Source organism: Tunturibacter empetritectus, from assembly GCF_040358985.1.
Classification (GTDB): Bacteria; Acidobacteriota; Terriglobia; order Terriglobales; family Acidobacteriaceae; genus Edaphobacter; species Edaphobacter empetritectus.
In genome coordinates this window covers 672843-692179 of record NZ_CP132932.1, presented here as the reverse complement: position 1 = coordinate 692179, position 19337 = coordinate 672843, and the positions used below count along the sequence as shown (strand labels likewise).

Sequence of the window (19337 nt, the reverse complement as noted above, 5' to 3'; positions counted from 1 at the left end):
GGTACGAGCTTCCTTCTGTGGAGGTGGCCGAATTTACGCCACCAGCATGCGTCCGCACGAAGCAGGTGTCAAGCAGATTCGCAGGCAGCAAGTGAAAGGTCGTCGGCGACCAACGGGAGCGCCAAGCGAAGCGGTATACACGTCACGAAGTGACCGCGGCCCGCGCAGGGCGCCCGTCCGGCAGGACAGTCCTAGCACTTATTTCAGCCGAGAGCCCAACGCGATCTCTTCGCCAAACGTCGCCAGCACAGGCTTACCGTCTTCGCCATGCGAAGCAGCCAGCAGCATGCCGTGCGACTCCAGGCCGCGCATCTTGCGAGGAGCAAGGTTCGCAATCACAACAATCTTCTTACCAATCAGTTCCTCAGGCGCATACCACTCGGCGATGCCGGAGAGAATCTGGCGCTTCTCATAGCCAAGATCGACCTCAAGGCGGAGCAGCTTGTCGGCCTTGGGGATGCGCTCAGCCACGACGATCTGCGCAACGCGAAGATCGATCTTCACAAAGTCATCGATGGCGATCTGCGGCGTGTCGGGGATGTTGGAATGAGCCGCCGAGTTGGCGAAGATACCCGAGGCAGGCGCTTCGCTGTGCGAGGGCGTGCCGGTGCGCTCCGTGCTGATTGCGAGGCTGCCTGCCACGGTGGTGCCGGGCGCGACATCAGCAAAGCCCGACGTACGTGGGGGCGCACCGGGATGCGTGGGGTCGGTCGGGACGGGAGCGGTGTGCGTCGTCGTCTCATCGACGAAACGAGAGGGCGTGGGCTGTTCTGGCTTCGGTGCGTTCGGGTTTTCCATATCAATCATGATCTGCGCAAGTCCTTTGTCTGCTCGAGGAAAGATGGGGGCCAGCGGGCCAAGTTTTGTGCCAGGTTTCAGGCCGCCCCATTCAAGATTTTTCAGTTCGCCGTTAAGCGCAGCTTCTTCAATGTCGCCAAGCCCAAGCTGCGCCCACACCCGTGCTGTAGAGAAGGGAAGGACCGGATAAAGAAGCGCGGTGATGATTCGAATGGATTGAGCGGCAGTGTAAAGTATGCACTCAAGACGAACGATGTCATTTCGCAGATTATCCTCGAACTCTTTCTGCCTTGCTGCATCTGGGTAGGTTGTTGCGGACGACGTTTTGAGGTAGGTGGCTAGCTTCCACGGCTTTTGCTCAGTCATGAAAACGTCGACTTTTTGTATGAAGTCGGAAATCCGCTGAAGTTTCGATCCAAAAGCGTACTCATTTTCCGTCTGATAGAGACCCACCAGAGTATCCGCGTGTGCACGTAGATCAATGCTGTAAATGAACGCGAGTGTATCGTTTCCTTTAGTGAGAGGAGGGACCCGCGCAATACCACTCGGCGAACCTCCGATCTCCCCAGAGCTAAAGTTCTGAACTATTAGCCCGAGTGTGCGGCTGACTAAATTGCCGTAGCCGTTGGCGAGGTCCGCGTTGTAGCGGGTGATCATAGCGTCAAAGCTGAAGCTACCGTCGGCTCCGAACGGAATCTCCCGAAGGAGGAAGTAACGCAGAACGTCTGCACCAAAAAGATCTTGTTCCTTCTTCGTGCTGTCGGGAAACTGCTTCTTGTAGACTTCGGTGCCGAAGGCGTCAAGGATTGTCTCAGTGCGGACGACGTTGCCCTTCGACTTCGACATCTTGCTGTCGTCGAAGAGAAGCCAGCCGTTGGCGACGACGGACTTCGGCGTGGGAATTTCCGCAGCAAGCAGGAAGGCGGGCCAGTAAACGCAGTGGAAGCGTGTGATCTCCTTGCCTACGAGATGCAGGTCAGCAGGCCAGTAGCGGTTGAACTTCTCCTGCAGCGCCGGGTCGTCCGAGCCGTAGCCGATAGCCGTCATGTAGTTGGCCAGCGCATCGAGCCACACATAGATGACATGCTTCTCGTTGCCGGGCACAGGAATGCCCCACTTGAAGCTGGTGCGCGAGATGGAAAGATCTTTGAGCGCCCCGGGAACATAGGCCTTGCCGCTGGCCGACACCTCGAGAACTTCGCCGCGTTCCGTCGCCTCCGCGACGTTGCCACGTAGAAAACTGAGCACCTCGTTCCGGCTCGACTCGGGCTGAATTAGCAGACGCTTCTCAGGATCGTCGCTCTCGATCAGGTCGATGAGTGGGAGCTGATACTCCGAGAGCCGGAAGAAGTAGTTCTCTTCAGTGACAGTCTCGGTAGGCTTGCCGTCGGGGCCGATGGTGCCGGGAGGTCCATCAACGAACATCTCCTCGCCGATCGAGTACTGGCCGGTGTAGCTGCTGAGATAGATCTTGTCGCGGTCGAGCAGGAGCTGAAAGAGCTTCTGGACCGCTGAGATGTGGCGCGGCTCCGTGGTGCGGATGTAGTCGTCGTAGGTGATGCCCATCCGGTCCCACAGGGCGCGAAAGGAGGCCGACACCTCGTCGGCAAACTGCAGCGGCGGAATACCGGCTGCGGCGGCGGAGCGTTCCACCTTCTGGCCATGCTCGTCGGTCCCGGTCAGGAAGAAGGTGTCGTCGCCCAGCAGGCGGTGGCGACGCGCGATGACGTCGACCGCAATGGTCGAGTACGCATGGCCGATGTGCGGGCGTGCGTTGACATAGTAGATAGGGGTAGTGAGATAGAACTTTTGCTCGGGCATGGGCCAGAGCCCAGTTTAGCAGGGTAGCGACAGGCCTTTTACCGCGACGGAACGATCCGGGCAGCCACCCCAAAATAAATCTCAAAATGTTGGCGCATCTTTTGCCGCCCAAAAAGTGACTGCTAAAACACCACATCTACCACGCAAGCCACCACAGTTACACCAGCAAAAAACCACGATCAAAACGCGGTTTTCTGCCAAAACCCCTGCAAAAACGCCTCCCACCATGCCAAATAAAAAAGTGCAAAAGCTACCGGCTCAGATGCGTCTCATCCTCGGGAGGTGGCGGGACCTCCCCTGCGACCTCAACGACCGGCGCGGCAACCTCGGCCTCCGACTCCTGGGCGATCCGGGCCAGCTCGAGGTGCTGCTCCATCGCGCGCCGGGCCTGCGCAGGATGATGCGACCGGATGGCGCGATAGATCTCGCGGTGCATCTCGGAGGACTCCTTCAAATCAACCGCGTTCTGAATCGTTTTGCTGCGCCGCTCATAGAGATTGGCGATGATCGTCTCCATCACCGCGGCCAGGATGGGGTTGGCCGCAGCCCGCGCAATGGCGCGATGAAAGCGAACATCGTGAATCAGGTACTCATGAGGATCGTCAAGCGCGGCGTACATCTCGGCAACCTCTTCCGCAAGCTCCGTAATCTGCTCTTCGGTGGCGCGCTCCGCAGCGAGAGCGGCCAGATTTGACTCAATGACGGTGCGGGCTTCAAACATCTGCCCAGGAAGAAATCCATGCAGCGCACCGAGCACGGAGAAGGAGCTAGAGTCGAACGAGGGAGGACCGGACGCGACGAAGGTGCCGGCCCCGTGGCGGCTTTTGAGGACTCCCATGGCCGCAAGAAAACCAATGCCGGAGCGCAGACTGGAGCGGCTGATCTTGAGCTGGCGAGCGAGATCGCGTTCAGGCGGGAGGCGGTCACCGGGGCGCACCTCGCCCGAAATGATGAGCAGGCGAATGTGTTCGACGACCTGCATGGTGAGCTGGCTGTGGCTGGAGACCTCGTCGAACTGCTCTTTGACCTCTTTTTTCACGCTGAACAACACTCCTTTTGCGCCTGATTTGATGAAGGGTAACACGGTGGTGAGGCCTATGTTGGCGCCGGATCACCGAAGGCGCGCGGGCAGGCCACGCAGTGCGTGACTCAGCCTACGGTTGCGATGGGAAGACTGGGTTTAAGCTGTCTGCCGTCCGCCAAGACGTGGGACCAGGAGCTGAAAGATCATCAGGGCAGTAACGTAGGCGAGACCTGCCATCATGAAGATCAGCAAGGGGTGGAGCGAGAAGTAGTGAGAGACAAGCCAAGTGAAGCACGCGCCACCGAGGGCTCCAGTGGCCCCGCCTATGCCGACGACGGTGCTGACACCGGTTGAAGGGAACATATCGGTTGGGGTGGAGAAGAGGTTGGCGGACCAACCCTGATGCGCGGCGGTTGCCAGACAAAAGAGTCCAATTGCTGGCCACGCATTGCTGGGGAAGAGCGTGTGCATATGCGGGACAAGCATGATGGGAGTGACGCACAGGGCGCAGAGGAGAAGCGCGAACTTGCGTCCGGAGTTGACGCTGTGGCCGCGTTTCATCCGGAAGCCGGAGAGCCACCCCCCGGCGATGGAGCCGATGCTCGCGGCGGTGTAGATGACGATGAGGGGATACTTTACGTGGCTCAGGTTGAGGCCGTAGTTATCGTTGAGGAACTTGGGAAGATAAAAGAGATAGAACCACCAGATGGGGTCGGTCATTCCTTTGGCGATGCAGAAGGCCCAGAACCCGCGGTGGCGAAGGAGGATGGAATAGATGGAGCCGCCCTGGGTGACGGGAGCGAGGTTGGCCTGGGTCTGGGTCGTGCCACGGCGCAGCTTGTTATAGGGGAAGATGAGCCAGAGGATCGCCCAGATGAGCCCCATGGAACCGGTGCAGATAAAGGCTGCATGCCATCCCCAACGGGCGGCGACGGCAGCGATGAGGACTGGTGCGATGAAGGCGGAAGCGTTGGTGCCCGAGTTGAAAAGGCCGGTGGCAAGGGCGCGCTCCTCAGAGGGGAACCATTCCGTGACGGCTTTGATTGCGGCAGGGAAGTTACCGGCCTCCCCGAGGCCCAGGAAGACACGCGCCACACAAAAGCCAGCAACACTGGAGACGATGGAGTGACTCATTGAAGCGCATGCCCAGACCACGATGGCGACGGTGTAACCGACTTTGGTTCCTAGCTTATCGATGACTCGGCCGGCGAAGAGGAGACCGATGCCATAGGCAATCTGAAAGCAGATCAGGACGCGGCCGAAGTTCAGGTTGTAGGTGGTTTGATGGGCGGCGTCGAGGCCGGGAATCCAGCCCATGAAGTCGAGGTGGAGGAGGGGCTCGATGAGGGAGAAGACCGAGCGGTCCATGTAGTTGATGGTGGTAGCGAGGAAAAGAAGACCGCAGACGAGCCAGCGGATGTTGGATTTCTCCGGGGCGGCGGTGGTGAAGCCCGAATCAGGCAGGCTGGCAGTGTTGATCGACATTAGTTGCAACTCCAGCGTAAATGGAAGTCTGACGGGCCCCCGATTGCGGCCGATTCGGAGCAAAGGGTGTCGAGGTTGAGGATAGTCTGTGTTGGGCAGTAGGTGTCAAGCGGGATTCTGACGATGGGAAAAGATCATTTTTGATTACAAATCGCGATGTTTAGGGTTGGAAGGATGAATGCTCACAAACAAACGCGAACTTGGCTGGTGGGAGCTGAAGCCGGATTGGATCAGGGATGGGAGGAGCACGATATCATCGCTGACGTGGCTAAAGATTTCAGGATGAACGGGAGTGATATTGCGCAGATGATGGCTCGTATGCGGGCGGGGAACGTTCGTGCCCTGGCCCGGGCTGTATCTCTGGTGGAGGATGGTGGGGGATCGGAGTTGCTGGAGGCCTGCCGCGAGTTTGCTGGGGGATCGCTGCGGGTGGGCGTGACGGGGCCTCCCGGGGCAGGGAAGAGCACGCTGGTGGACCAGATGGTGAGGTGGCTGCGTCAGGAGGGGCAAAGTGTCGGGGTGGTCGCGGTCGATCCGTCGAGCCCCTATACGGGTGGAGCGCTGCTGGGAGACAGGATTCGGATGCAGGGCTTTGCCGGGGATGATGGCGTGTTTATTCGTAGTATGGCCTCGCGCGGAGCGATGGGTGGGGTGGCGCGCGCGGCTGCGAATGTTTGCTTGGTGATGGGGGCGGCAGGACGGAAGACGATTGTGATTGAGACGGTGGGTGTGGGGCAGGATGAGGTCGATGTGATCGGCCTGGCGGATGTTACGGTTCTAGTTCTGGTCCCGGGGATGGGGGATGAGGTGCAGAGTCTGAAGGCCGGCGTGATGGAGGTCGCGGATGTGTTTGTGGTGAACAAGAGCGACCGTGGCGGCGCGGAGCTGGTGGAGCAGGAGATTGTTGCGATGCAGGGCTTAGCGATGGGACGCGGCGAGTGGGTGCCTCCAGTTGTGCGGACGGTGGCGACAACAGGGGAGGGTGTTGAGGAGTTGATGGAGACGGTAAGACGATGTGCTGTGGAGAAGGGCGCGCGAAGAGTAAGGATCGAGGATGCTGCCGGGTCGAGGGTGCTCGACCGGAACGATTTGGGCGGCTTGCGGCTGGACCATCTGGGTGTTGCGGTGAAAAGTATTGCAGGGGCGCGTGGATTTTATGAGGCGCTGGGGCTGGTGGTAAGTCATGAAGAGACGGTAGAGCACGAACAGGTGAAGACGGCGATGTTGCCGCTGGGCGAAAGCCGGATTGAGTTGCTGGAGGCGACTGAGGCAGACTCCACGATTGGGAGATTTTTGGCGAAGCGGGGTGAAGGGCTGCACCATATCGCCGTGCATGTGGATGGGATTGATGGGATGTTTGCGCGGCTGATGAAGCAGGGTGTCAGGTTGGCGAGCGATGCGGTGAGGGTAGGGGCTGGCGGCCATCGGTATTTCTTTGTGCATCCCGCCAGCACCGGGGGGGTGCTGTTAGAGATTGTCGGAGATGCAATTGAGTCACATGAAGGTAGGGCATGATGCGGTTTTTGATGATTCATACGGCGGGTGCTGAGGGGAGTGTTGCGTTGGGGGATACCGAAGAGGCGCAGGCGGCCATAGCGACGGAGGTGTTGCCTGGAAGGAGTTCATCGGAGCGTCTGGTCCCGGCAGTGCGGCGGCTAATGACGGCTAAAAAATGGCGAATCAACGAGCTGACGGCTGTGGTTGTGGTGCATGGGCCGGGATCTTTTACTGGGGTGCGGGTGGGTGTGAGTGCGGCTAAGGGGCTGAGCGAGGCAGGAGCGGTGCCGCTGATTGCGGTGTCGCGGCTGGCGTTGCTGGCTGCTTCTGTCAATGGCGGGGAGCAGAGGGTACATGCGGTTCTGGATGCTGGTCGCGGGGAGTTTTACTATGGCGAGTATGTGGGGAGGAGATGCGTGCGGGAGGTTTTGATGGGTGCGCACGATGTGATGGTGGCGGCTTCGGGTTGTCTGGTGGTGGTGTGTGAGTTGAAGGTGGCGGAGGCTTTGGCCGAGTTACGCTGGAAGCTAGTGGATGAGCCATTGGCGGGGGATGCTCTGCCGTTTGCGGTGGAGAGGGTGGCGTTAGGGCGATTCGAGGATGCGGCTACGCTCGATGCAAATTATCTGAGGCGAATCGATATGGAGATATTTGCCAAGCCTGTTGCGCGAGCCGCACGATGAGCATTGCCGGTTGTCAGATTCGAGCGGGCAACAGAGGAGATCTGGCTGCTGTGATTCAGCTTGAAAAGGCCACTCCCGAGGCTCCGCATTGGGCGGAGATGGAGTACGGGGCGACTGTGAGTCCAGATGAGTCTCAAGCTGCAATGAAACGATGTCTGTTCATTGCGGAGGCAGAGTCGGGGCTACTGGGATTTGCTGTGGGAAAGGTTCTTGTTTCAGAGACTTTCATGCTGGCGGAGCTAGAGAGCGTGGCGGTAAGTGCGTCGGCGCGACGAGTGGGTGTCGGAAGAGCGCTGTGCGAGGCCGTCCTTGGCTGGTGCCGGGAGCATGGAGCTACTGTGATGGAACTTGAGGTGAGGGCTGGAGGGGTGGGGGCTGTTGCGCTTTATGAAGGGCTGGGATTTGCCGTCGTCGGGCAGCGCAGTGGCTATTATCGAGATCCGACGGAGGACGCCTTGCTGATGCGGTTGAGGTTAGCAGAAGACGAGTAATCCACATTGCGAGTGCCGATTCGGCTGTGATAGCGTGTCGGCCATCAGTGCGATGTTGTTTGTTGCTGGAGGTACTCTCACGTGCAAACTGGCAAGTTCACCGAGCTGCCCCATCCTGCGTCGTTCCCTTCCATTCAACAACTAATGCAAGAACATAGCCTTTACGATCGCAGGCTTGATACGCTGCGGTCCAAGTTATTTCTCACCGACTCGGAGCAGTTGGAGGAGGTAAGACTGAAGAAGCTGAAGCTGAGTTTGAAGGATGAGATGGAACGGCTTCGGCGTCTGGGAGCATCCTAAGGGTTTTGGCGCACGGTTCGTTGGGATTGAGGCGGTAAGCCAGAGTGGGGCTGCGCTCGGGTCTGAGGTGTGCGTGGCCTTATAATCGAGTCACTTATGGTTCGAGACGGTTTTTTCTATGCCTTAGGGCTTGGGGTTGTGGCGGCGGCGCTCTGGTATCTGAATATGCCGATTGCGCTAGTGGCGCTACCGGTGGTGCTGGCGATCTTCTTTTTGTGGTTTTTTCGAGATCCTAACCGGACAATTCCGCAGGCTCCAGGCCAGATTGTGTCTCCTGGCGACGGCGTCGTGACAGAAGCGGAGTGGATTGAGACGATTAGCGGGAGCCGGTTACGGCTCAGCATCTTTCTGAATGTCTTTGATGTGCATGTGAACCGGTCGCCGGTCGGCGGAGTCGTGAAGGTCTGCGAGTTTCGCAAGGGCGAATTTATGAATGCGATGAAGCCCGAGTCGGTGCTGAACAATGAGCAGACTCTGATCACAATCGATGCTGGTGGATACGAGGTCAGTTTCAAACAGATTGCAGGGCTGTTGGCGCGACGCATCGTTTGCAATCTGAAGGTCGGCGACCGGGTGGAGCGGGGACAGAGAATCGGACTTATTAAATTTGGATCGCGCGTTGATGTGCTGATGCCTGCTGCTGCGAATCTGAAGGTAAAGACGGGAGCTCGAGTGAAGGGCGGCTCGACCGTGCTGGCTGTGCTTCCCGAGCAATCACTAAATAACGCAACAGTGGTGGCTTGATGGAGGACGCGCAGATCGGGACCGATGGGAAGATGCGGCGTCAACCCAGCCGCGGGATGTATGTGCTGCCGTCGCTGTTTACAGCGGGCAATATGGCTGCTGGATACTACGCAATTACGCAGAGTATTCAGGGGTCGGTGGCAGACCAGAGTTACTTTGATCGAGCTGCGTTGGCGCTTGGGATTGCCGTTTTATTCGACGGGCTCGACGGCATCATTGCACGGATGACGAACACGACGAGCGACTTTGGGAAAGAGCTTGACTCGCTGGCGGATGTGATTACGTTTGGCGTGGCACCCAGTCTGCTGGCTTATATATGGGGTTTCCGTATGTTGCCTCTGATGGCGCATCCGGAGGCGCGGCAGCAGATAGTGCATATCGGAGTATTCGTCTGCTTTATCTTTTTGATCTGCGGTGCCAGCCGTTTAGCGAGATTTAACATCAGCATCAATCCTCAGCCTCGTAATCCTGGACGGCCGGGCAAGAAGTATTTTGTGGGCATGCCGATCCCAGCGGGTGCGGGCGTGATTAGCTCGGTGATTCACTTTCAACGCGGTTCGCCGATTGATAATCCGTGGATCTCCGTAGTTTGGCTATGTCTGCTGCTGTTCACAAGCTTTTTGATGGTGAGCAATTGGCGGTTCTGGAGCGCAAAGGAGATCACAGTTGGAGCGCGGCATCCTTACCGATTGTTCGCGCTTATTGCGGTGGTCGGTGCGTCGATTGTCCTGTTTCATCAATACATGCTAATCATTATCGCGATGGCCTACCTGGTGTCGGGCGTGGTGGCGAGGCTCGCTTATTCATGGGGCAGACGACGACGGCACTCCGCCGTGTAATGCGAGAATGTGCGAAGGGTAGATAAGAGAATATAGTCTGGCGGTGTGGGACTTAGATCGCGGCGACGTTTTAGGACATTATGGCGGAGCAAATATATCGAATCGGAATCGTCGGTGCATCTTCGCTTGCTGGTAAGGAGCTGAGCGAAGAGTTGGGCGAGTCGTTGCTGGGAGCATCGGACTTTGTGTTGCTTGACGAAGAAGAGGCCGTGGGCCAAGTAACTGCCGCGGGCGATGAGGTTGCATTCATACAGCGGCTCGAAGCTACTTCTTTCGAACGCATGGATTTTGTTTTTTTTGCTGGCGATGCAGCAGTAACAAAGAAGAATTGGCAGATGGCGCGGCGAGCCGGGGCGAGTATTGTTGACCTGACCTATGCGTTGGACGGCGAGAAAGATGTTCTGGTTCGAGCGCCGTGGGTAACTGAAGTGCTTGCAGACACAGCAGCGCTTGCAAGTCCGGAGCCGGATTTGAATACGCCTGCTCTGGTTGCGGCCCATCCCGGCGCTGTGATGCTTGCCCTGGTTGCTGGAAGATTGCACACGAAGCTGGCTTTGAAGAGCGTCGCTGCGACCGTGATGGAGCCTGCATCGGAGTATGGCCGTGCCGCTATGGATGAGTTACACCAGCAGACGGTCACACTCCTCTCGTTTCAGACGCTGCCGCGGGAACAGTATGATGCGCAGGTGGCATTCAATCTGTTGCCTTCGCTGGGTGAGGCTGCAAAGGTGAAGTTGAGTGCTACGGAAGAGCGTATTCGAAGACACTATGCGGGACTTGCTGATTCGCTGCTGCCTCAGCTGGCACTGCAGCTAGTTCAGGCACCGGTGTTTCACGGATATGTCGTTTCGATGCTGGTGGAGTTTTCGACAGAAGCGACAAAGGAAGAGATAGAGGCAGCGCTTGGCGGGGAACATATCGACGTAATCAGTGAGGAATCCGATCCGCCGAGCAATCTGAGTGCGGCGGGGCAGGAAGACATTATGGTGCGAGTGAGCGGAGACTCTGGTGAAGGCGAGCGGGGAAGACGCTTCTGGCTTTGGCTTTCTGCGGACAACCTGAAGCTAGCGGCGTTGAATGCGATTGCGTGTGGTGCGGAGTTGCGCAGGTTGCGCCCTCGCGGCAAGGTGCAGTAGGTTCGTTACGTCCACTTTTTTGAACGGCAAGTGAAGGGATTGGACTCAATGGCAGAGATCGGGATGCGCATCGGGATTGATCTTGGTGGGACAAAAATCGAGGCGCTCGCCATCGATGAGCACGGGATAGAGCTGGCTCGGCATCGTGTCGATACGCCTCGAGATGACTATGAGGCAACGATCAAAGCGATTGTTGCGCTGGTTCACCGGATGGAAGCAGAGACCGGAAAGACTGGTACGGTGGGAGCCGGAATTCCAGGGACTATCTCGAGAGTTACAGGGCTGGTCAAGAATGCTAATTCAACGTGGTTGAATGGCCGGCCATTCCATAGAGACTTGATCGCTACGCTGGGTCGCGAGGTGCGGGTCGCTAACGATGCAAATTGCCTTGCCGTGTCAGAGGCGACGGATGGTGCCGCTGCGGGGGTGCGCTTTGTGTATGGCGTGATTTTGGGGACTGGGTGCGGAGGCGGAGTTGCCCTGGAAGGATGCGTCCACGACGGTCCGAACGGAGTTGCAGGCGAATGGGGACACAACCCACTGCCGTGGCCGAAGCCGGAAGAATCTCCTGGACCGCTTTGTTACTGCGGGAAGAGAGGGTGCATGGAGATGTGGGTCTCGGGTACTGGGATCGCGCTGGACTATAAAAACGTTACCGGCAGAGCGCGGACTACGCGGGAGATCGTTGCCGACTTCGCTGCAGGCGATCCGGCAGCGGCAGAGACCGTGGAGCGGTTTGAGGATCGTCTGGCGCGCGGCTTGTCCAATGTGATCAACATACTGGATCCGGATGTCATCGTGGTGGGTGGGGGTGTATCGAGGATTGAGCATATCTACGCGGCATTACCTAAATTGCTGCCGAAATATGTGTTTGGGGGGGAGGCATCAACCCCCGTAGTGCAGGCAAAGTATGGAGATTCCAGCGGGGTTCGTGGCGCGGCATGGCTTTGGCCTAACAAACGAGTTTGAGAAGATGCAGATCAGCAGATGCTATGCGATACTTAAGGAAAGAGCCACTGACTCGGAGACTGAATTCAGCATGTGCCGGTTTCTCTGACGAAGAATTACCGGCGATTTGACTAGCACTGCTTGAGCAAGGCAAAGGCCGGGATGGCGGAACTGGCAGACGCAGCGGACTCAAAATCCGCCGAGGGCAACCTCGTGGGGGTTCGACCCCCCCTCCCGGCACCAACAAAACAAGAGACTTACCTCATCGTCGGTTCCAAGCCTGGAGTCGACTTTGTCTATTCTTTGTCCAAACCTGAAATCTCCCACTTCTACTCGCACAGATTGACCGGCATCACCTCGCAAAGTTCAGCAGAGCCCCTTCTTCCTCACATCCAGTGCGGTTGGACTCAGTCGAGTCAAGACCCTCCAAATCCACCGCCTCGCCTCCTCTTTCGAATCCCTTCGGCGGAGCCTGCTGATTCAAGAAAAAGCGTGAGTGCCTTCTGCCCCGGGCATTGGAGCGTAATCATCCGTTTCGTCAATTTGCAAAGCCCATTCCGAAGGATTTGACGGAATTCGAATGTCTCCATGATCCCCACTCGACTGGCTTCTTTGTCGAAGCTGACGCATGAGGGCGGGATGCCTAATGCGAGGAGACCTTGCCATGACCGTAGTGCCAATGTTTGAAAAGGCTATTGCGTACCAAGCAGGATGCCATCTATCTCTCCATGAGCGAGTGGAAGCTGAGGCGCGCCGGTCCGCGGGCAAAACGAGCGGCACGCCGACGCGGATGCGAAGCGTGGCCGTCGGATCGGGCGCAGTTGCTTTGCCGGAAGAGGCAATCGCCTGGCTGGCGCTCTCCGTGAGCTGGCCACAGCGGTAGAGGCTGTCGGCATCGACCGTCTTCGACCATGGATCGGAGTTCCAGGAAAAGTAGTCGATGCCCACGAGACGTAGCCCAGCTGATGGGCTACGCTCATCCACGACCTCTCGATTGATCTGCCTATGGCTTCTATTCTGCAACCTTCGATGAGTTGAATTGAGCGAAGTATCCCTGCAGTACGGCTGCTCTATTTCAGGTAAGCGCGCACCAGCTCAATCATGTCTTCGGCTAGTTCGTGAGGGGGAGCTGAACTTCTTTCAGGGGAAAGCAAATGATGCCGTATATGATCCTCAAGTACCTCGGCCATAAGACTGTTGATACCGCCACGGATGTTCGCAAGAAGCATGAGAACGTCCGCGCAATCATCCTCCTCGGTTAGCGAGCGTTCGATGGAGTCCACCTGTCCGCGGATGCGTTTTATACGAGCAACGAGCCTCTGTTTTTCTTTGTTGATGTGAGACATAATTTCCTTGTATATCCTAGGGGGGTATGGTAAACAATGAAAGACGAGAGCTTTCGTTCTCGCAGGAGAAACCGAACACCCTATGAGCATAAATTCCGCACAAGAGCCTCCAAGTACCCCGAGAGCTTTCCTGTGTTGCGATGAGCGCTCTGGAACCCGCCTCTAGCTTCCGCTACCGGCGAATTCTCACCGCTCATCCCAGCATACGACCTGAGATTTGAGCGCGTGAGACTGTGGCCCAAAAAGCCGACCTCACACCTCCCGAAACCGACGATCCGAAAGAGCGTTCTATGGCTGCGCTGCCGAGCGGCCATCGCCGGCTCTTGCTTGAATCGCGCAAGGAGGAATCATGAATAAGATCCAGAACAACAATATTGCTGTCCGCAGACCGGGCCCTCTCGTCCGTGTGTGGCGTTCCACCGGTGATCCCGGAATGCCCTTGATAGGGATCTGGATGCAGGCTGATACCGCAAAGCTGCGTTCAAGTCCCGCCGACCCATCAAGCGACGAAATGGGGGGATTACGCCTATGCGCGTGATGGAACCAGAGGATGCCGTGACTACTTCCGCAGCGGGAGTCGTGGTCCGAAGTGCGTGGCAGCGGCGCATTGTGACCTTCCTGATGGTCTTTGGGCCCGGCCTGATCGTCATGGAAGCGGACAATGACGCTGGGGCTGTTTCCACCTATATGCAGGCCGGTGGTCAGTACGGCCTGCATCTGCTTTGGCTGCTGGTCGTGCTGTTGCCCATCTGCTACTTCATTCAGGAGATGGTTGCCCGGCTAGGCATTGCGACAGGCAAGGGCCATGCCGCGATGATCTACGAGCGGTTTGGCAAGTGGTGGGGACGTTTCTCGCTGCTTGACCTGCTCGCAGTCAACTTCCTCACACTGATCACGGAGTTCGCCGCCATCTCGCTCGCTCTGAGCGCACTCGGCGTCAGTCCTTACATCTCTGTGCCTGTGTCAGCCGTTGGCTTGACTCTGATGGTTGTGACGGGAAGCTATCTGCGTTGGGAGCGGATCGTCGTAGGACTGTGCCTGATGGATTTGACCTGGTTCGTCCTTGCTTCCATAGTGCATCCGCATTGGGCGACTGTTGCCCACAACTCCATCGTACCAACGATGCCGACAGGAGGCATTACCAGCAGTCTTGTGTTCCTTGTAATAGCCATCGTTGGTACGACCATCGCGCCCTGGCAGCTCTTCTTCCAGCAGAGTTGTGTGGCCGAGAAGCGGCTCCGCTTCGCCGATCTGAAATGGGCACGGCTGGACACGCTCATTGGCGCAACCTTCACCGTCTGTGTTGCCGGCGCGATGATGTTGGTTGGGAACTACGGCTTTGAACACAAGGTTGTTTTCCAGGACCCGGCACAGCTCGCCCTGGCACTCGGCCCGATTGCAGGCAACTTCGTTCGCAATGGCGTTCTGCTATTGATGGTCAACGCTGCCGTGCTTGGAACGACGGCCATCTCGCTCGCCAGCGCTTGGGCCTATGGCGAGGTGAGGGGCTGGGAGCATTCGCTGCACAAGAAGCTCTGGGAAGCTCCCGGCTTCTATGCAACCTATATCACCTGTGTCGGAGCGGCAGCGGCCATTGTGCTGATTCCGCATGTGCCGCTGCAGTTGGTCATCATCAGTGTGCAGGTGTTCGCCGGCCTCATCCTGCCCTCCGCCATCATCTTCCTTCAACTTCTGCTCAATGACCGCGAACTGCTCGGCGACCGCTGGGTCAACCGGCCATGGAACAACTACATTAACTGGACGATCATCGTCGTTCTCTTTGCCCTGTCGCTGCTGCTCGCAGCCCAGGTAATGCTTCCGAATCTGTTTCAGTAGAGAGGTGAGTCATGGCAACGACGGGAGTATCCCCTGATAAGAATGGATTCCGCGTCATTCATCCGTTGGATGATGTCCCGGAACAGAAGTGTTCGACGGCTGGTCTTGGCAAGATTCGGATGACGCGGGCGGCGCGTCTCTCGCTCGGAATCCTGCGGGCCTACTTGATCCTGATGACGCTTATGCTCAGCTACCACGTCCTCGATCTCTCCGGTCTTCTGCACAAGATTCGTTAGGCGATTTCAACACTAATGGAGGAACAGGAACAATGGACGACCCAGTTTCGAGTGAGCCTCCGCATCGCCGGAGGCTGGCGGCAATCCCTCGCTGAGCACGACATCGCATGATGCTCTCCGCTCGCAGCAAGGGGTTCTCCGCCCACTGCGAGAGCTTCTTGAACAAGCTCCTAACAACTGAGTGCCTGCGTAACAGACAGACGCAAGCGAACGACTCACTGGCGAGCCGGACAGCGGCTCCGCCCAGAACACTCGACGTGTGCCCCAAAACGTCGCGGAGATTCCATCATGTCGACTTTCAGCAAACTGCTCGCCGCCCTCAAGGAACTGCAGAACTTTCCACAGCCATTCCGTCGCAATGCTCTGATCGTTTTCCTCTTCACGTTTGCGATCTCACCGCAGTTCCTCGCGGCACAAACTGGAGGCCGCATAGCGGGCGCTGTCAAAGATGCCACTGGCGCATTGATCCCAGAGGGCCAGGTCGTGCTTGTCAATACAGAAACCGGCGTAAAGCAGACCGCGGTGACCGGCAGCGATGGTGTGTTTACTTTTGCCGCAGTGCCCGTTGGACATTATGCGCTCGATGTGACTATGGACGGTTTCAACCCCTACCGTCAGACCGCCAATTTAAAGATCGACGTAAATACCGCCCTGACGATCGACGTGGTGCTGAAGGTCGCCGATAGCAGCCAAACCATCAACGTAATCGAGAATACCGCTGAGGTCCACACCACTGATACGCAGATCGGGCAGACCATCGAAAGTAAGCAGGTGGTCGATATTCCTCTCAATGGTCGAAGCTACACAGACCTGCTCGCGGTTCAGGCGGGTGTCTCTCCGATCACGACCAGCGGTGCCGGCAACACCATCTCCGGCGGCGGCTTCGGCACGGTGCCTGCCGCAGGCCAAGCCAACACGGGCCAGTTCTCGATTCATGGTCAGCGCGAGTCCGACAACGCCTACGACCTCAACGGCGCAAGCGTTCAGGAGACCATCGGCCAGCAGGCCGGGATCATTCCGAACCTAGACTCGATTGCGGAGTTCCGTATTCTGTCGAGCAACGTGGATGCCGAGTACGGCAGTTTCACCGGCGGTATCATCAACGTCGTCACCAAGTCCGGCACCAACAATTTTCACGGTAATCTCTTCGAGTTCTTCCGTAACACCCACCTGGACGCGCGGAACTACTTCTCTCCTGAGCGTGCAGCCTTCCATCAGAACCAGTATGGGGGCACCTTCGGTGGTCCCATACGCAAAGAGAAAATCTTCTTCTTCACCGATTACCAGGGGCAGCGCTACATTCAGGGAATCGAGACTGGGTTCGTCAGTGTGCCTTCAATGGCAAATCGAAATGGAGACTTCGGCTCGGCCTCGGCCTTCACCGGAACGGTGAACGGTCCGTACCTCGCGAAGATTCTCTCCCAGCGTCTCGGTCAGCAGGTGACTCAAGGCGAGTCCTTCGCCCAGGTATTTCCGAACGGAGTCATTCCTCGCAGCGCATGGGGCGCGGCGCCTACGCGCCTGCTTCAGTACATTCCGGAACCGAACGGCGGCGTGAACCAATTCTCCACCGGCGCTTATAAACGACGGATCAACGACGACAAGACGGCTGGGAGGGTGGACTTCAACTCATCGCGCTTCGGTACGTCTTCGATCTACTACTTCAACGACCGCTACAACCTCGATGACCCATACCCGAGCGGGCTGGGCGGTGCCACACTTCCCGGCAACGGCTTTGCTTACGACGCCGCATCCTTCGGTCTGGACCAGACGCTCGTCTTCAGCAACATCCATACATTTGGAGCGAAGACGGTCAATGAAGCCCGCTTCGGCATCACGTGCAGGTGCAGAACAATGGCGTCAATGCCACTAGCATCGACATGCCCAACTACGATGGCACCGGCTACAAGCTTAACCATAATCCGCGCAACGGCAGGCCCCATTTCAATATCACTGCTTTCACGCCGAATGCTCTAGGGGTGCAAGGCAACTCCAAACGGCGCATGTTTTTACGGCCCTGGCATCGACAACTACGATATGGTTCTTCACAAAGTGACCAGCTTTACTGAAGGCCGTTCGCTTGAGCTTTGGCTTGAAATAAGTCGATGATGCTGGAACGATGAGTTTGTCGCTTCACGAAGAGGTAAGATCGTTCTGCTTGCTAAACTACACGGACTATGTATCTTACTCGGATGAAGATGCGGCACTTTTGGTGCAAGCGGAATAAGGGGTTATGAAATACCTTAGGAAAACGATCCTGCTAGGGGTTCTAATATGCGAGTTTTTGATGAGCCCACTCATGGTGGCACAGGAGACCGGCAAGCTCAGTCCCGGCTCGACTCAGGACCAGGCAACCCCAACTGCTCCGCGTGGTGGGTCCGCGACAGCGGGTGTGTTTTCAGCGGTGAAAGATTCAGAGCTGCGCCCAATTACCGCTGGAGGGTTTGTTAAGGAAGGTCCAGTGATCTTCAAAGATATTGCGAAACAAGCTGGTCTGACAGTCTGGCATCATGTGATGGGCACGCCGGAAAAGAAGTACATCCTGGAAGCCCCCGGATCAGGGGTCGCCTTATTGGACTATGACAATGACGGCTGGCTCGATATCTACTTGGTGAATGGGTCTACTTATGATGCGTTGAAGGGTACCGCGGACCCGCCTCACGCAGCCCTGTTTCACAATAACCACGATGGCACATTTACCGACGTCTCCGCCAAGGCCGGAGTCACGAACGATCGTTGGGGGTATGGTGTTGCCGTTGGAGACTATGACAACGACGGCTGGCCGGATATTTATGTCTCCAACTTTGGCAAGAATCGGCTCTATCACAATAACCACGACGGAACCTTTACTGACGTAGCAGAGAAGGCTGGCGTCACTTTGGGAAACTGGTCTACAGGTGCCACCTTTGGAGACTATGACGGAGACGGCCGACTCGACCTCTTCGTTCCCGGGTATGTTCACTATGATGTAACCTATCCGCCCGATCCCGGCTCCGAAGCGGTCGGACTAGTCTACTGCCAGTTTCGCGGTGCCAATACCATGTGCGGCCCGCGCGGACTTCAGGGAGAGGCTGATCATCTCTTTCACAACAACGGGGATGGTACTTTTACCGACGTCAGTGAAAAAGCAGGGGTCTCGGATAAGGCGCATTACTACGGCTTCACCGCGGTGTTCGTCGATATCAACAACGACGGCAAGGTTGACCTGGTGGTTACGAACGATTCCTCGCCGAACTATCTCTACATGAACAACGGCGATGGAACCTTTGAAGATGCCAGCTATTACTCAGGTTTCGCGCTAAATCAGCAGGGACGGGACCAGGCTGGGATGGGGTTGGCAGTGGGCGACTATCTCAACAATGGATTGGTCGACCTTTACACCGGCACATTCTCCGATGACTATAAACCGCTCTTTAGAAATGGAGGGGATCAGGGGTTTACCGAGATCAGTCCAGAGATGGGCATTGCGGAGGTCACCTATCCTTTTCTCACCTGGGCAACCGAGTTTATCGATTATGACAACGACGGCTGGAAAGATATTTTTCTAGTTAATGGACATGTGTATCCTCAGGTGGACAAGTATGACTGGGGTACCTCCTACGCTCAGCGTCCCCTGCTATTCCATAACGTAGACAAGGGAAAAAGGTTTGAGGTAATGCCCGCGGTGATTGGAAGTGGCTTGGCGGAGGTGATCCCGGGAAGAGGAGCCGCCTTCGGGGACCTGTTCAACGACGGTAAGACCGATGTCGTCATTAACTCGATGGATCACGTCCCTTCGCTGATGCGGGATATTAGCCTCGATCATCATCATTGGGTTGGGTTGAAGCTCATTGGAGGTCCAAAGAGTCCTCGGGATGCTGTGGGTGCCACCGTCTATCTGACGGCGAACGGCTTTCGTCAGCGCGCGGATGTACTTAGCGGCGGTAGCTATGAGTCATCCAACGATCAGCGGCCTCACTTCGGGATCGGCGACGCAACCGTCGTAGATTCGGTTGAAATCCATTGGCCCAGTGGTTCGGTGGAACATATAACAATCCCGGCGGTCGACCGTTTTTTTACGATTCAGGAGGGAAAGGGTGTTGTGCCAGGTGTTCTTGATGAACCGGCAAGGGCGAAATCGGACGCAGAAATCAGAAGACAAAAGATGCATTAG

At 57.1% G+C, this 19337-nt stretch carries 17 protein-coding genes and 1 tRNA gene; 14 read left to right on the top strand and 4 right to left on the bottom strand.

Annotation, left to right across the window (positions count from 1 at the left end; genetic code table 11):
* Positions 1-198: 198 nt before the first annotated feature.
* The 3 genes from metG to RBB75_RS02765 form a co-directional block, all read right to left on the bottom strand.
* Positions 199-2619 carry a methionine--tRNA ligase subunit beta gene (metG, locus tag RBB75_RS02775; RefSeq protein WP_353069434.1) on the bottom strand — a complete coding sequence of 807 codons (2421 nt, stop codon included), beginning with the start codon at positions 2617-2619 and terminating at the stop codon, positions 199-201.
* A gap of 250 nt (positions 2620-2869) precedes the next feature.
* A complete protein-coding gene (locus RBB75_RS02770; protein WP_353069433.1) occupies positions 2870-3658 on the bottom strand; it encodes a FadR/GntR family transcriptional regulator in 789 nt (262 codons plus the stop codon).
* 141 nt (positions 3659-3799) lie between these two features.
* Positions 3800-5128, bottom strand: coding sequence for an MFS transporter (locus RBB75_RS02765; RefSeq protein WP_179639241.1), 1329 nt, complete (start codon positions 5126-5128; stop codon positions 3800-3802).
* A gap of 174 nt (positions 5129-5302) precedes the next feature.
* On the opposite strand from RBB75_RS02765, the gene meaB reads away from it, so the two are divergent.
* The 10 genes from meaB to RBB75_RS02715 all read left to right on the top strand — a co-directional run bounded on the left by meaB (position 5303) and on the right by RBB75_RS02715 (position 12649).
* Complete coding sequence (gene meaB / locus RBB75_RS02760) at positions 5303-6643, top strand: methylmalonyl Co-A mutase-associated GTPase MeaB (RefSeq protein WP_257031126.1); 1341 nt, start codon at positions 5303-5305, stop codon at positions 6641-6643.
* Positions 6640-7308 carry a tRNA (adenosine(37)-N6)-threonylcarbamoyltransferase complex dimerization subunit type 1 TsaB gene (gene tsaB, locus RBB75_RS02755; protein ID WP_179639240.1) on the top strand — a complete coding sequence of 223 codons (669 nt, stop codon included), beginning with the start codon at positions 6640-6642 and terminating at the stop codon, positions 7306-7308. The genes meaB and tsaB overlap by 4 nt, the downstream gene beginning before the upstream one ends.
* Positions 7309-7358: 50 nt before the next feature.
* The gene (locus RBB75_RS02750; RefSeq protein ID WP_179639239.1) at positions 7359-7799 is read left to right on the top strand and encodes a GNAT family N-acetyltransferase; all 441 of its coding nucleotides are present in this window, start codon (positions 7359-7361) and stop codon (positions 7797-7799) included.
* Between the two features lie 81 nt (positions 7800-7880).
* Entirely contained in the window at positions 7881-8099 is a 219-nt protein-coding gene (locus RBB75_RS02745) for a DUF465 domain-containing protein (protein ID WP_218884705.1), read from the top strand.
* A gap of 96 nt (positions 8100-8195) precedes the next feature.
* On the top strand, positions 8196-8843 hold the full coding sequence (locus RBB75_RS02740; protein ID WP_179639238.1) for a phosphatidylserine decarboxylase: 648 nt from the start codon (positions 8196-8198) through the stop codon (positions 8841-8843).
* Positions 8843-9682: a CDP-diacylglycerol--serine O-phosphatidyltransferase gene (pssA, locus tag RBB75_RS02735; RefSeq protein WP_257031125.1), complete on the top strand. Its 840-nt coding sequence runs from the start codon at positions 8843-8845 to the stop codon at positions 9680-9682. Before RBB75_RS02740 ends, pssA begins: the two co-directional genes overlap by 1 nt.
* 80 nt (positions 9683-9762) lie before the next feature.
* Complete coding sequence (locus RBB75_RS02730; protein ID WP_353069432.1) at positions 9763-10818, top strand: Asd/ArgC dimerization domain-containing protein; 1056 nt, start codon at positions 9763-9765, stop codon at positions 10816-10818.
* Between the two features lie 48 nt (positions 10819-10866).
* Positions 10867-11787 carry a fructokinase gene (gene mak, locus RBB75_RS02725; protein ID WP_218884703.1) on the top strand — a complete coding sequence of 307 codons (921 nt, stop codon included), beginning with the start codon at positions 10867-10869 and terminating at the stop codon, positions 11785-11787.
* Positions 11788-11922: 135 nt separating this feature from the next.
* Positions 11923-12009: transfer RNA gene (locus RBB75_RS02720), tRNA-Leu, on the top strand.
* A gap of 421 nt (positions 12010-12430) precedes the next feature.
* On the top strand, positions 12431-12649 hold the full coding sequence (locus RBB75_RS02715) for a hypothetical protein (protein WP_179639236.1): 219 nt from the start codon (positions 12431-12433) through the stop codon (positions 12647-12649).
* 187 nt (positions 12650-12836) lie between these two features.
* Here RBB75_RS02715 and RBB75_RS02710 read toward each other — a convergent pair whose 3' ends face one another.
* Entirely contained in the window at positions 12837-13112 is a 276-nt protein-coding gene (locus RBB75_RS02710; RefSeq protein WP_179639235.1) for a metal/formaldehyde-sensitive transcriptional repressor, read from the bottom strand.
* A gap of 528 nt (positions 13113-13640) precedes the next feature.
* On the opposite strand from RBB75_RS02710, the gene RBB75_RS02705 reads away from it, so the two are divergent.
* The 4 genes from RBB75_RS02705 to RBB75_RS02690 all read left to right on the top strand — a co-directional run bounded on the left by RBB75_RS02705 (position 13641) and on the right by RBB75_RS02690 (position 19337).
* Entirely contained in the window at positions 13641-14948 is a 1308-nt protein-coding gene (locus tag RBB75_RS02705; protein ID WP_179639234.1) for an Nramp family divalent metal transporter, read from the top strand.
* Positions 14949-14959: 11 nt separating this feature from the next.
* Positions 14960-15184, top strand: a complete 225-nt coding sequence (locus tag RBB75_RS02700; RefSeq protein WP_179639233.1) for a hypothetical protein — start codon at positions 14960-14962, stop codon at positions 15182-15184.
* A gap of 288 nt (positions 15185-15472) precedes the next feature.
* Positions 15473-17161 carry a TonB-dependent receptor gene (locus RBB75_RS02695; protein WP_179639232.1) on the top strand — a complete coding sequence of 563 codons (1689 nt, stop codon included), beginning with the start codon at positions 15473-15475 and terminating at the stop codon, positions 17159-17161.
* Between the two features lie 310 nt (positions 17162-17471).
* The gene (locus tag RBB75_RS02690; protein WP_179639231.1) at positions 17472-19337 is read left to right on the top strand and encodes a CRTAC1 family protein; all 1866 of its coding nucleotides are present in this window, start codon (positions 17472-17474) and stop codon (positions 19335-19337) included.